We start from the raw sequence: 14,223 nt of genomic DNA, 5'->3' as shown, positions 1-14,223 counted from the left end.
GAGTATCCCGAGGGCACACTGTTGCCACGATCGAATTCTCTCTGGTACTGCGTGCCTAGCCATTGACTACAGCCCCCACAAATTTCTCCGAATGGAAGGCTGTGGCCGCCAGCTCCGCCACTTTCGGCGTGATGCGCCCATGGGGCACCACCAGCATGGCGTAATCGCACAGCTCTGCGAGAATACGGGCGTCCGGTGATTCGGTAATGGATGCGGTATCGAGCACGATAAAGCGATCCGGGTAGCGCCTCCTCACCGCCTGGAGAAACTGCTTCATCCGGAAGGATGTGAAAAACTCCGCGGGTATTTCCCGCCGGCTACCGGCGGGAATCAATCGAAGCCGAGGGATACCCGTCGGGTAAAGGATGCGGGCGATGTCGTAATCAGGGTCATCCAGAAAATCGGTCAGGCCGGCTTCCGGCATGATGTCCAGCGTGGTGTGCAGAGTCGGCTCCCTGAGGTTGCAGTCGATCACCAGGGCGGTCTTGGACTGATCGAATGCGAAGGCAGCCGCCAGGTTCAGTGCCACAAAGGATGCACCCGCGCCGGACGAAGCACCGCTGACCACAAGCGTGAAGTTGTTGCCACCGGATGCTTCCAGCAATTTGGTTCGCAGATCCCGGAACCGGTTAACCAGATGTCGGTTGTTGGAGTCGGGATAGATAATCCGCCGCTCGTCCATATCGTCCGGCGTGAGCTTGCGGGGCTCCTGCATTCGCACGATCTGTTTGCTGATGACATACCGATCAACGGCTCCGGGGCCAAGCTCCAGGGAACTGGGCACCAGCATCCTGGAATCATCCCATTCGGAATAGGGAACGCCCTCCCCGTTCAGTTCGTTCTTTCTGCGTAACCAGTAATTCTCTTCCCTTTGGTTGTTGTCCTCCCGGGGGCTTATCTGGTCGTCATCGTTGTCCAGTGGGGCCTCGACTTTATCGTTATGTTCAGTCATCCAATTACTCCCATCATTGAGGCCACTACCAGGGCGATGTAAACAGCCACCGCAATGATCGCGCAGGCCCCCACCAGTATCGTTACCCGGCGGTCACGGCGTATTTCGAACGGGGTTCTTACTTGCGGAAGCTCAACCAGAACCGGCAAACCGATGTCGTCTTCCAGTTGCTGCCTTGCCTTTACCCGGGGATCGATCTGCAACAGCCCCGCCGCCAGTCCGAACGGCGCAAGCAATCCCAGGAACAGCCCTGCCACGGCAAAGGTTGAGAATTTGGGGCCAGAGGCGCCCAGCGGGAACTGCGCGGTTTCGTTGATCCGATAGTTCAGACCCTGCCCTTCCACATCCAGGTGCATGGACACCCGCGCCCTTTCACGGCGTTTCAGCAGGTCGTCGTAAATCTGCTTGTTCACTTCCATGTCACGGGTGAGATCGGAATACTGTGCCTTGTTTCCCTGTATCCGCTCCATCCGCCTGGTTTGTTCAGCCAGCAATTGCTCAAAGGAGTTGATGCGGGTGTTAATGGTCTGGATGTTGGCCCTTGTGCGGGACAACTCGGACTGGATCTCCTGGTAAACCGGGTTGGACACGTCCTCACCGCCCCGCGTAATGGCGCTCTCGTCCTGGTTAGCCATTGCCCTTGCACGCTGTCGCCGCAGTTCCTGCAGTTGCTCCCTCAGGATGACAATGTCCGGGTAGGTATCGTGGTAACGCAGCCGCAGGTTATCCAGTTGCTCCTCGAGAGAACTGATCCGGTTCTGGTAGGCATCCGCCGTCCGGCCCTCACGAATGGTGGGGTTCACCCGATTCAGTTCGTTCTCCAGGGATCGCGCCCGGGTTTGCAGTTCGGCGCGCTCAAGTTCCGCCAGTTCCAGCTGATTTCTCAGGCTGGCCATCCGGTTGTTGGCTGTCCCTTCCGTACCATCCACGTTTTCGGACAGGAACTGTTTCAGGCGGGCCTCCACTTCTGCTAACTGGCTTTCGTAGCTTTTGACCTGCTTGTTGATGAACTCATAGGCATTGCGGCTTTCGGCACGCTTACGCTCATTGCTTTCCTCGATAAACAGCTGCCCCATCCGCTGGGCAACCTGAAATGCCTGCATCGGCGATTCTGACCGGAAACCAATGGCGAAATAGGTATCCCCTCTTGGTCGAACGATCAGGTTATTCCGCAGGTAACCAATTCGCCCTTCCAGTCGCTCGGGCTCTACGTCGGCCGCTCCTTCGCCGAAAATGTTTTCATCAACCGCGACTTTCTCCACCACGCTTCTGCTCCATAGCAACTCTTTCGCGGCGGACGCCCGGTCATTGATCTCCGTGGTTACGGCGCTGCCTTCCATCAACGGGCGGATAATGTTCTGGTCGTCGATGAAGATGATGGTTTCCGATTCGTACTTGTAGGGCCACAGGAAGCCGGTTGCCAGGACACTGAAACTGACAACCACGAATAGCAGGAGCGTCAGCCACTTCCTTGCCCGCACTTCCCTGACGATTTCAACCGGTAATTGTGATAGAGGTAAGGCCATAGCGAACAACCCACACTAGATTCTGTAGAGTTTCACGGTGCGACCGACGCTCAGAAATTCCGCTCGGGAACGCTGAGAATATCGCCAGGGCGTATCGCATAGTTGGTCTCGACATCGCCGTTGTTGAGGATGTCCTCAAGCCGGACCGGAATGGCGATGACTTCGCCACCCACCTTGCGATAAAGCATCGAGTTATTCAGTGCCGCGAACGGCGTGGCGCCACCAGCGCCGAGTACAACATCAAGCACTGTCATGCCCGCACGGTGGGGGACGGACACGGGTTGCTGCACCGCTCCGGTTACCCGCACGCGATCGCTGTATTCGTGACTGCCCATGGACGTCACCACGATGCTGACCTGTGGCTCGCGGATATATTGGGCAAGGTTGATTTCGATCTCCTCCGCCAGTCCGACCGGCGTGCGGCCACTGGCCTGGACATCACCAATCAGAGGCACGGAAATCTTGCCATCCGGGCGAACCGGAACGGTGATGCTCAGATCTTCGTTTCGCCAGACCGAAACCTTGACCACGTCAGTGGCGCCCAGCACATATTCATCAACACTGGTTGATGTGTCGACGTTCAGGGCACGCCGAATTTTCTCCGGTGAGGAGGGCGACGGAGTGGCACAACCGGTAGCCAAAGCTACCGCAGCCAGTAACAGGGAAATCCCTGCGAAGGAGTACATCCGTGACATTGTGAATCCTCTCTACAAGTCCTTGCTTCATTCCATGTTCCGGGAACAGCACAACCCCGAAACTACCTTGATCCTTTTTTGAACAATACCACTTCCACTGTCTGAATTATAATCAACAAATCCAGCAACAAGCTCTGATTCTTGATGTAATAAAGGTCGTAACGAAGTTTCTCCCGGGTGTCCTCTTCGTTGTCCGCATAGGCAAAGCATAGCTGCGCCCACCCGGTCAGACCCGGCTTTACCCGGTGTCGCTCGCTGTAGAAGGGAATTTTCTCCGACAACTGCTGAACGAAGACCGGGCGCTCCGGCCTCGGCCCCACGAACGCCATGGTTCCGTTCAGCACATTGAATATCTGGGGCAGTTCGTCGATCCGTACCTTACGGATAAAATCGCCTACCTTTGTCACCCGGGCATCATCCCTGCTCGCCCACACCGCGCCATTTTTCTCGGCGTCGGTAATCATTGAGCGAAACTTGTGAACCTGAAATATCCTGCCATTGAGTCCAACACGCTCCTGACTGTAGAAAACCGGAGATTTCAGGCCATCCTCAATCTTGATCGCGATGACAGTCAGAATCATGAACGGCAAACTGGCCAGAAGCAGCGTGGTAGCCGCCATGATGTCCAGTGACCGTTTTCCGATCCCGAACACCGACGAAACGGTGAAGCCGTCCGAAAACACCAGCCACCCGCGGGTAATCATTTCCAGGGCCACTTTTCTGGATTCCTGTTCGTAAAAGGTAGCACCGTCGATAATTTTGACGCCTTCCATCTTGCATTCCAGCAGGTCATCCATGGGCAACCCTTTCCTGCGGTCATCCACGGCCACCACGATCTCAGTCACTGGGTGGCGCAAGATGTACTGGTGCAGCGTGCAAGGCAATTGAAGCAGGTGCTCCTCCGCAACTTCGGTGTGCTCTCCGGGGAGGGGGACGAATCCGGTCAACTTGAAGCCCTGGCGGTTAAATGGCGTTCTCAGGTCCTCCAGCAACTGCCGCGCCCTATAGCCGGAACCCAGAACCAGCACTTTCCGCTTGAAGGCATCCCGGCCGGCCACCGCGAAAAAGATGGAACGCACAATGCCCAGCAGGAAGAAGCCAAATACCGAGGCCGACGTCAGCACACCACTGGATCCGAGGTACCAAAGCCAGTCACTGGCCAGCAGGTAGGTAAATCCGGATGCCGGAACCGCCACAATCAGGGCCATGATCGTTCTGAGCATCATCCCCGACATGCCTTCTTCGACATGGGATTGATGAACGCCGATTGCAATCATTACCAGCAGGCTGACCAGCGCGAAGACCACGGCAGAGGGAATCAGGACGCGAAGATTTTCCAGGAAATACGTCAGATCGCCGAAATAACGGAAAAAGGTGGCCAGAAGAAAACTTCCGACCAGCACAAAAAAATCTATCAGGCCCAGAATAACAAAGGGGACATGAATGTAATGCCTGAACAATCTGACGTGGGCCACGTCAACTCCTTTTGTTGTTCACTCGAACTGGCACCGTGCATCCCATGCAACGGAATCTGCTGTCAACAACAAGTGTAATGTAAATTTTTGTAACTTCAACGAAGTTGATAAATTTCCCGACACCGCCTGTCAAACAAGTTAACAGCGCAACCCGGAAACCGGGTTGCGCTGTTCTTCTTTTTATTTACAGCAACTACTCGTCAGCCCCTGCGGCGACGCATCATGCCAATTCCCATAAGCCCCAGGCCCATAAGCGCCAGAGTGCCGGGCTCGGGAACCTGGCCGACTGTCACATTATCGATACCAAATCCGTCATTGGTGTGATTGGATTTAAACACCAGGGAGGTAATGGCAACATCGCTGATAAAGCCCAGGTAATACGCTGCGCCCTCGCCCTGTGCACCCGTGAAGATGTCATTCATGCTGTAGGTTGCTGTGGTGTCGTCTTCGAAGACGATATCCAGCAGGCCACCAACGTCATTGGGATCGGTCATGTAGAACCCTACAGCCTTGAACATCCCGCTGATGGAGAACTGCATTTCCTGGGAGTCCATGCTATCGAGCCAGTTGTTATTGCCTGGTTCGTCCGGCAGCGGATACCGGCCAATGAACGGACTGGTCGTGGAATCCAGAACTGCTAATCCACCCGTACAGCTGAAGCCGCCGTCATTACATGCCTCCGTGGCGCCGTTTCCCCCGGTCTGGAGCTGGGTAAACGTGCCAACGCCGGTATTGATATTGACGAATTGGCCGGATGAATCTGTGGCGGCGGTAAAGCCTTCAAAGTCTTCCGTGGTAGTGTCTTTGAGGTACGACAGAAAGTGCGCCTCTGCGGCTTCTGCGGTTGCCGTTCCTGGCCCACTCAAGGTCACATTCATCACGGCGGCGCTGGCAGCCGACACCGAGAACAATGACGCAAGAGCAATCCCTGCCGTTGTTGTTGCAAGAGCCCTTTTCATTTGCTCACTCCTTTGTGTGATCATCCATTTACTGCGACACTCAATACAAAGCAATTGAAGGGCCAACTTCACTTTCTGTTATTTATCAATATGTTATTTATTTCCCTCTTTATCGATGTAAAGTTTCCTGACTACGTACTGTTTCATATGCGACATATTCGGAAACCGCGCTTACAACCCCGCCCCCTCTTTGGACCAACAGAGCGAATCAGATAACAAACAGGCCGACAAACACCTGAACCGGCATCGCTTCCAGCGTTTTCTGGTCGGTACATAGGTCGACAATGCGATGGCAACGTTGGGCCGGGAACCGGGTGGCCAGGTTGTTACGGAATTTGTCCTCCAGAAGCGGAATGCCCTCTTCCCTGCGGCGCCTGTGGCCTATGGGGTACTCTACCGCCACCTTGTCGGTGCTGGATCCGTCTTTGAAGAACACCTGGATGGCGTTAGCGATGGAGCGTTTGTCCGGCTCCAGGTACTCGCGGGTATAACGCTCGTCTTCCACGATATCCATTCTGGCGCGGATGTCGTCAATGATCGCGTTTGCATTGTGAAAGTCGTCTTCGTAGTGCTCTGCCGTCAGGCTTCCGAAAATCAGGGGAACCGCCGCCATATATTGCAGGCAATGATCCCGATCCGCGGCATTGGCGAGCGTGCCTTCCTTGGAGATGATGCGAATAGCAGATTCGTGAGTGGTGATGACAATACGGTCGATGTCATCAAGCCGGTCTTTCACTTGCGGGTGTAGGGTAACGGCTGCCTCGGCTGCTGTCTGGGCGTGGAACTCTGCCGGGAAGGAAATCTTGAACAGGATATTTTCCATCACATAGGATCCGAAATCCTGCGGCAGGGAGAACCGCTGCTGGTCCTTCGGTTTCAGTTTCTGGTCTTTGTTGGTCTTGCTGAACAGCACATCGTAGAAGCCCCACTGGGGTGCCGTCAGAACGCCGGGAACACCCATCTCGCCGCGCAGGGCGATATCCGCCAGGCGTACCGCCCGGGAGGTGGCATCGCCTGCCGCCCAGGATTTGCGGGAGCCGGCATTGGGTGCATGGCGGTATGTACGGAGGGACTGGCCGTCCACCCAGGCATGGGACAGCGCAGACAATAACTGCTCGCGGCTGGCGCCCATGAGTTTGGCGGTAACTGCGGTTGATGCCACTTTGACCAGCACCACATGGTCCAGCCCTACCCGGTTAAACGAGTTCTCCAGCGCCAGCACGCCCTGGATTTCATGGGCCATGATCATGGCTTCCAGAACCGCGCGCATGGTAATGGCGTCCTTGCCTTCGGCTACGCGTTTCTGGGAGAGATGATCCGCGACCGCCAGGATGCCGCCCAGGTTGTCCGATGGGTGCCCCCACTCCGCCGCCAGCCAGGTATCGTTATAATCCAGCCAGCGCACAATGCAGCCAATATCCCATGCGGCCTTCACCGGATCGAGGCGAAAGGAGGTGCCAGGCACCCGCGCCCCGTGGGGTACCATCGTACCCTCAACGATGGGCCCCAGGTGCTTGGTGCACTCCGGGAAGCGCAACGCCAACAGCCCACACCCGAGGGTGTCCATCAGGCAGTTGCGGGCGGTGTCCCAGGCTTCTGCGCTGTCGACCTCGTAGGTCAGGACGTAGTCCGCAATTTTTTGCAGGACATCGTCGTAATCCGGTCGAACGTTCTGGTCTACATTGCTGCTCATTGGCGCTCTCCTTTTCCGGACGGATGAGGGACGGCCATGAATAACGGCTGACTTACCCGGTAAGGGTAAGTCTAGGTCATTACTGAGCGGTTTGCGGTACCCGAACCCAGCCCTCCATCAGGATCCGCGCGCTGCGGCTCATAATGGCTTTGGTGGCGGTCCACTGACCGTCTACTTGCTTTGCCTCGGCGCCAACCCGCAGGGTGCCGGACGGATGCCCGAAGGTCACATGGGTACGGTCACCGCCACCAGCGGCCAGGTTCACCAGGGTTCCCGGAACGGCGGATGCCGTCGCAATTGCTACCGCAGCGGTTCCCATCATGGCGTGGTGAAGTTTGCCCATGGACAAGGCGCGTACCAGTACGTCCACATCCCCTGCCCCGATCGACTTGCCGCTGGAGGACACGTAATCCACCGGCTTGGCGACAAACGCCACTTTCGGGGTGTGTTGACGATTGGCGGCTTCCTCGATGTTCTGGATGAGTCCCATTTTCACCGCACCGTGGGCACGAATGGTCTCAAACATGGCCAGGGCTTCGGGATCGCTGTTGATGTCGTCCTGCAGCTCGGCGCCCTTGTACCCGATGTCCTCCGCGTTGACGAAGATGGTCGGGATACCGGCATTGATCATGGTGGCTTTCAGGGTGCCCACGCCGGGTACCTCCAGATCGTCCACCAGGTTACCGGTGGGGAACATGGAGCCTTCGCCATCGGCCGGGTCCATGAATTCCACCTGCACTTCGGCGGCCGGGAATGTCACCCCGTCCAGCTCGAAATCGCCGGTTTCCTGGACTTCACCGTTGGTGATCGGCACATGAGCCACGATGGTTTTGCGGATGTTGGCCTGCCAGATGCGGACGGTACAGGTGCCGTTCTCCGGAATGCGGTCTTTGGCGACAAAGCCGCTGTTGATGGCGAACGCGCCAACCGCAGCGGTCAGGTTGCCGCAGTTGCCGCTCCAGTCCACGAACGGCTTGTCGATGGAGACCTGGCCAAACAGGTAGTCCACATCGTGATCCGGCTGGGTGGGTTCCGCCAGGATCACGGTCTTGCTGGTGCTGGAGGTAGCGCCGCCCATGCCGTCGATCTGCTTCTGGTAGGGATCGGGGCTGCCGATGACGCGCAGCAGGAGTTGGTCCCGGGCTTCGCCGGGGGTTTGGCACGCTTCCGGGAGGTCTTTCAGGCTGAAGAACACGCCTTTGCTGGTGCCGCCACGCATGTAGGTGGCGGGGATTCTGATTTGGGGGTTGGTAGGCATAGGGTACCTTTTACCTTTTTTGTCGGATTACGGCTGCGCCTAATCCGACCTACGGAGATATCAGCGATTGGCCGACGTAGGTCGGATTAGCGAAGCGTAATCCGACAACGCATTCCTTAAGCTGCGCCTTCGGACTCCAGGAAGTCCTGTGCAAAGCGCTGCAAAACGCCACCGGCGCTGTAGATCGACACTTCCTCGGCGGTATCCAGGCGGCAGATGACCGGCACCCGCTCGGTGTCGCCATTCTCCCGGTGGATAATCAGCGTCAGCACCGCGCGGGGCTCAGGCGTGCCTTCCACGTCGAAGGTTTCGGTGCCATCAATACCCAGGGTCTTGCGGGTTGTGCCTTCCTCGAACTGCAAAGGCATCACGCCCATACCCACCAGGTTGGTCCGGTGAATACGCTCGAAGCCTTCGGCCACGATGGCCTCCACGCCTGCCAGTGCCACACCCTTGGCGGCCCAGTCACGGGAAGAACCCTGACCGTAGTCAGCGCCGGCGATGATGATCAGCGGCTGCTTACGCTCCATATAGGTTTCGATGGCTTCCCACATGCGGGTTACCTTGCCTTCCGGCTCGATCCGCGCGAGAGAGCCCTGCTTCACGTCGCCGTTTTCGTCCCGCACCATTTCGTTGAACAGTTTCGGGTTGGCAAAGGTGGCCCGCTGCGCCGTGAGGTGATCGCCGCGGTGAGTGGCGTAGGAGTTAAAGTCTTCCTCCGGCACACCCATCTTGTGGAGGTATTCCCCGGCTGCGCTGTCCATCAGGATGGCGTTGGATGGCGACAGGTGGTCGGTGGTGATGTTGTCCGGCAGCACCGCCAGCGGGCGCATGCCCTTCAGGGTTTTCTCGCCAACCATGCCGCCTTCCCAGTATGGCGGGCGACGGATGTACGTACTTTGCGGACGCCAGTCGTAGTTCGGGTCGATGTTGGCCTGGGCGTCCCGGGTGATATCAAACATCGGAATGTAGGTATCGCGGAACTGCTCGGGCTTTACGCTGGATTTCACGATGGCATCGATTTCCGCATCGTCCGGCCAGATGTCCTTCAAGGTGACGGGGTTGCCATCCTTGTCGTAGCCCAGGGCATCCTTCTCGATGTCGAAACGGATGGTACCGGCGATCGCATAGGCCACAACCAGCGGCGGCGACGCCAGGAACGCCTGTTTGGCGTACGGGTGAATCCGGCCGTCGAAGTTGCGGTTACCGGACAAGACCGCCGTGGAGTACAGGTCACGGTCGATGATTTCCTGTTGGATTTTCGGGTCCAGGGCACCGCTCATGCCGTTACAGGTGGTGCAGGCAAAGGCCACGACACCGAAACCGAGCTGCTCCAGCTCCGGCATCAGTTCGGCTTCTTCCAGGTACATTTTTACCGTTTTGGAACCCGGTGCCAGGGAGGTTTTTACCCAGGGCTTGCGGGTCAGGCCCAGCTTGTTGGCGTTGCGGGCGATCAGGCCGGCCGCCACCATGTTGCGGGGGTTGCTGGTGTTGGTGCAGCTGGTGATGGCGGCGATAATGCATGCGCCATCCGGCATCTTGCCCTCTTCCTTTTCCCACTTGCCAGCAATACCACGCTCAGCCAGCTCGGAGGTCGGCAGATGCGCGTGTGGGTTGGAAGGGCCAGCCAGCGTGCGGGTGACCTTGGACAGGTCGAACTTCAGCACGCGCTCGTATTCGGCGTTTTTCATGCTGTCGGCCCACAGGCCGGTCTCTTTCGCGAACTTTTCGACCAGGGCTACCTGATCGTCTTCACGACCGGTCAGCTTGAGGTAATCAATGGTCTGGCCATCGATGTAGAACATGGCGGCGGTAGCGCCGTATTCCGGTGTCATGTTGGAGATAGTGGCACGGTCGCCCACGGTCAGGCTGTCGGCACCTTCGCCGTAGAATTCCAGATACGCACCGACCACTCGCTCCTTACGCAGGAACTCGGTGATCGCCAGCACCATATCGGTACCGGTAATGCCCGGCTGCAGTTTGCCCGTCAGCTCCACGCCGACGATGTCCGGCAGACGCATCATGGAGGCGCGGCCCAGCATGACGCTTTCCGCTTCCAGGCCGCCTACGCCCACGGAGATAACCCCCAGGGCGTCTACCATCGGGGTATGGCTGTCGGTACCTACGCAGGTGTCCGGGTAGGCAACACCCTCGCGGTTCTGAACCACCGGTGACATCTTCTCCAGGTTGATCTGGTGCATGATGCCGTTGCCTGGAGGAATCACGTCCACGTTCTTGAACGCGGTCTTGGTCCAGTTGATGAAGTGGAAACGGTCGTCGTTACGGCGATCTTCAATGGCGCGGTTCTTCTCGAACGCGTCCGGATCGGACCCCGGTGCTTCCACCGCCAGGGAGTGATCCACAATCAGCTGGGTCGGTACCACAGGGTTGACCTTGGCCGGATCACCGCCCTTCTCCTTGATGGCGTCACGCAGACCAGCCAGATCCACCAGCGCGGTCTGACCGAGGATGTCGTGGCAGACCACACGGGCCGGATACCAGGGGAAGTCCAGGTCGCGCTTACGCTCGATCAGCTGCTTCAGGGAGTCGGTCAGCATGTCCGGGGCGCAGCGGCGAACCAGCTGTTCCGCCAGGATCTTGGAGGTGTACGGGAGTTTGTCGTACGCGCCGGTCTGGATGTCTTCCACGGCCTGGCGGGTATCGAAATAGTCCAGGTCGGTGCCCGGGAGTGGTTTGCGGTATTCAGTGTTCATGGGCGCTCCTCGATCGGCACCCACTTCGCGTCCGCCGGGCCTGTGTAATCGGCGCTCGGACGAATAATGCGGTTGTTCTCGCGCTGCTCTTTCACGTGAGCAGTCCAGCCGGAGACGCGAGACATTACGAAGATCGGGGTGAACAGCTCGGTCGGGATGCCCATGAAGTGATACGCGGAGGCATGGAAGAAGTCGGCGTTACAGAACAACTTCTTCTCGCGCCACATGACAGCCTCACAGCGTTCGGATACCGGGTACAGCACGGTGTCACCCACTTCTTCCGACAGCTTTTTGGACCACTGTTTGATGATGGCGTTGCGCGGGTCGGAATCCTTGTAAACCGCGTGGCCGAAGCCCATGATCTTTTCCTTGCGCTCCAGCATGCCCAGCAGGCCTTCTTCGGCTTCGTCCGGAGTCTGGAATTTCTGGATCAGTGCCATGGCAGCCTCGTTGGCGCCACCGTGCAGCGGGCCGCGCAGTGAACCGATGGCACCGGTGACGCAGCTGTGAATATCCGACAGCGTGGAGGCGCATACACGGGCGGTAAAGGTCGAGGCGTTGAATTCGTGCTCCGCGTAGAGAATCAGGGAGACGTTCATTACCTTCTCATGGAGTTCACTGGGCTTCTTGCCGTGCAGCAGCTCCAGGAAGTGCCCGCCGATGGAGTCCACATCGCTGTCGGTTTCGATACGCACGCCTTCGTGGGCGAAGCGGTACCAATAGGTGATGATGGACGGGAACACCGCCAGCATGCGGTCGATCTTGTCGTCCTGCTCGCTGAAATCCTGTTCGGTTTCCAGGTTACCCAGCATGGAGCAGCCGGTACGCATCACGTCCATCGGGTGCGCATCTTTGGGAATCTGCTCAAGCACGGCTTTCAGGGCAGCCGGCAGGCCGCGCAGGCTCTGGAGCTTTTTCTTGTAGGCATCCAGTTCCTGCTGGTTGGGCAGCTTGCCACGAAGCAACAGGTAAGCGATTTCCTCGAACTGGGCCTTTTCTGCCAGATCGGCTATGTCGTATCCACGGTAGGTCAGACCGGCGCCGCTCTGGCCGACGGTACACAGTGCGGTTTCACCAGCTACCTGGCCGCGAAGGCCTGCGCCACTCAGTTTTTTTGCTTCAGCCATTGTTGTTCTCCCTCATCGTCTAGTCTGGGATGTCGGATTACGGCTTTGCCTAATCCGACCTACATTTTTAATGTCCGGGTTCTGGTTTGGGTTGTTGGATTAGGCGTAGCCGTAATCCAACAATCACCATTAACCCTTTTTCTGCTGGAACAGCTGATCCAGCTTCTGCTCAAAATCGTGGTAATTCAGAAAATCATACAGCTCCATGCGGGTCTGCATCAGGTCGACCACGTCTTTCTGGTCGCCTTTTTCCAGAATGTTCTCGTACACCATCAGCGCCGCCTTGTTCATGGCGCGGAAGGCACTCAACGGGTACAGCACCATATCGGCGCCGGCTTCGGCGAGTTCCTTGCGGTTGTAGAGCGGCGTGGCGCCGAATTCGGTGATGTTGGCCAGAATCGGTACATCCAGGGCCTCGGAGAACGCCTTATAGTGTTCAAGCTCGGTCACCGCTTCGGCAAAGATGCCATCGGCGCCGGCTTCGATGCAGGCCTTGGCACGTTCAATGGCGGCTTCCAGGCCTTCTTTCTGGAAGGCATCGGTACGGGCCATGATGAAAAAGTCGTCGTCCTCTCGGGCGTCCACAGCGGCCTTGATCCGATCCACCATCTCTTCCTGGGAAACGATTTCTTTGTTCGGGCGGTGGCCACAACGCTTCTGGGCAACCTGATCTTCAATGTGGACCGCCGCAGCGCCGGCACGTTCCATTTCACGAATGGTGCGGCCGATGTTGAAGGCGCCGCCCCAGCCGGTGTCGATGTCTACCAGCAGTGGCACGTCGGTCGCGGCGGTGATGCGACGGACATCTTCCACCACGTCGTTCATGGAGGTCATGCCAAGGTCCGGCAGGCCGTAGGAGGCGTTTGCCACGCCGCCGCCGGACAGGTAGATCGCCTGATGCCCTACCCGCTCGGCCATCATGGCGGAGTAGGCGTTGATGGTGCCGACAATCTGCAGGGGGGTGTTTTCTTTCAGGGCCTTGCGGAAGCGGGCGCCGGGGCTGAGTTTTTTGGACATGGTATTGGCCTCGTTTCTGGTGGATTCTTTTTGTCGGATTAGGCGCAGCCGTAATCCGATATGGTTCGTTGCGCCCCGGGGCATTCGTCAGATGGTCAGGGCGCCGTTCTGGATCTTTTGCTCTATGTTTCTGCGGGCGGCGTTGATGTGGCGTTTCATCAGGAATTCCGCCAGTTCTCCGTCCCGCTGGGCGATGGCTTCGACTATCCGGCGGTGTTCGCCCAGAGCCATATGCGGCCGGCCGGAGGCGGTGCTCAGTCGATAACGGTACATCCGGACCATGTAGTAAAGATCACCCAGCAGCATTTGTGCGAGTTTGGCGTTGCGGCTTCCGGTGGCGATCCGGTGGTGGAAGTCGTAATCCCCCTCTGCCTGATAGTAAGCCTGGCCCTGGGCCTGCTCAATCATGGTTTCATGGCTGTCGAGGGTGGCGTAGAGATCCGCGATTTCTGCATCCGTCATGCGCTCCGCGGCCTGGCGGGCAGCCAGACCTTCCATTATCTCGCGGATGCGATAGAGCTCCATCAGCTCCTCGGTGCTGACCGATACCACTTTCACCCCGGCGTGGGGGCGGCGTATCAGAAGACCACGGGATTCAAGACGCCCCAGCGCTTCACGCAACGGGCCACGGGTGAGGTTAAAGCGGGCGCACAGCTCGACTTCGCCGATCTTTTCGCCCGGAGAGAGATCGCCTTTTACGATAGCCGTTTGCAGACAATCGAAGGCTTCGTCGGCGCGCGTGTAGGACTGAGAGATGACTTCCGGCATATATTGTCAACAAAAGTGACTGGAATTATCGGAAATCTA

Annotated in this window: 11 protein-coding genes; all 11 read right to left on the bottom strand. The window is 57.9% G+C overall.

Annotated features, from left to right (window positions below):
* Positions 1–55 precede the first annotated feature (55 nt).
* The gene (locus tag ACJO5Y_RS03940; protein ID WP_406985124.1) at positions 56–952 is read right to left on the bottom strand and encodes a P-loop NTPase family protein; all 897 of its coding nucleotides are present in this window, start codon (positions 950–952) and stop codon (positions 56–58) included.
* On the bottom strand, positions 949–2,478 hold the full coding sequence (locus ACJO5Y_RS03935) for an XrtA system polysaccharide chain length determinant (RefSeq protein WP_406985123.1): 1,530 nt from the start codon (positions 2,476–2,478) through the stop codon (positions 949–951). The genes ACJO5Y_RS03940 and ACJO5Y_RS03935 overlap by 4 nt, the downstream gene beginning before the upstream one ends.
* A gap of 50 nt (positions 2,479–2,528) precedes the next feature.
* Complete coding sequence (locus ACJO5Y_RS03930; RefSeq protein ID WP_406985122.1) at positions 2,529–3,173, bottom strand: XrtA/PEP-CTERM system exopolysaccharide export protein; 645 nt, start codon at positions 3,171–3,173, stop codon at positions 2,529–2,531.
* A 62-nt stretch (positions 3,174–3,235) separates the two neighbouring features.
* Complete coding sequence (locus tag ACJO5Y_RS03925) at positions 3,236–4,648, bottom strand: TIGR03013 family XrtA/PEP-CTERM system glycosyltransferase (protein WP_406985121.1); 1,413 nt, start codon at positions 4,646–4,648, stop codon at positions 3,236–3,238.
* Positions 4,649–4,848: 200 nt separating this feature from the next.
* Positions 4,849–5,607, bottom strand: coding sequence for a PEP-CTERM sorting domain-containing protein (locus tag ACJO5Y_RS03920; protein ID WP_406985120.1), 759 nt, complete (start codon positions 5,605–5,607; stop codon positions 4,849–4,851).
* Between the two features lie 208 nt (positions 5,608–5,815).
* Positions 5,816–7,300: a 2-methylcitrate dehydratase gene (gene prpD / locus ACJO5Y_RS03915; protein ID WP_406985119.1), complete on the bottom strand. Its 1,485-nt coding sequence runs from the start codon at positions 7,298–7,300 to the stop codon at positions 5,816–5,818.
* Positions 7,301–7,379: 79 nt separating this feature from the next.
* Positions 7,380–8,558, bottom strand: coding sequence for a 2-methylaconitate cis-trans isomerase PrpF (gene prpF / locus ACJO5Y_RS03910; RefSeq protein ID WP_406985118.1), 1,179 nt, complete (start codon positions 8,556–8,558; stop codon positions 7,380–7,382).
* A gap of 116 nt (positions 8,559–8,674) precedes the next feature.
* Positions 8,675–11,272: a Fe/S-dependent 2-methylisocitrate dehydratase AcnD gene (acnD, locus tag ACJO5Y_RS03905; protein WP_406985117.1), complete on the bottom strand. Its 2,598-nt coding sequence runs from the start codon at positions 11,270–11,272 to the stop codon at positions 8,675–8,677.
* On the bottom strand, positions 11,269–12,399 hold the full coding sequence (prpC, locus tag ACJO5Y_RS03900) for a bifunctional 2-methylcitrate synthase/citrate synthase (RefSeq protein ID WP_406985116.1): 1,131 nt from the start codon (positions 12,397–12,399) through the stop codon (positions 11,269–11,271). The genes acnD and prpC overlap by 4 nt, the downstream gene beginning before the upstream one ends.
* A gap of 129 nt (positions 12,400–12,528) precedes the next feature.
* Positions 12,529–13,416, bottom strand: a complete 888-nt coding sequence (gene prpB / locus ACJO5Y_RS03895) for a methylisocitrate lyase (RefSeq protein WP_406985115.1) — start codon at positions 13,414–13,416, stop codon at positions 12,529–12,531.
* An 87-nt stretch (positions 13,417–13,503) separates the two neighbouring features.
* Positions 13,504–14,184, bottom strand: a complete 681-nt coding sequence (locus tag ACJO5Y_RS03890) for a GntR family transcriptional regulator (protein ID WP_406985114.1) — start codon at positions 14,182–14,184, stop codon at positions 13,504–13,506.
* Between the last annotated feature and the right edge of the window lie 39 nt (positions 14,185–14,223).

The organism is Marinobacter alkalisoli (assembly GCF_045449855.1).
In the GTDB taxonomy this organism is placed as follows: Bacteria; Pseudomonadota; Gammaproteobacteria; order Pseudomonadales; family Oleiphilaceae; genus Marinobacter.
Note: the sequence above shows the minus strand (reverse complement) of the source record. Positions and strands in the feature narration are given on the sequence as shown.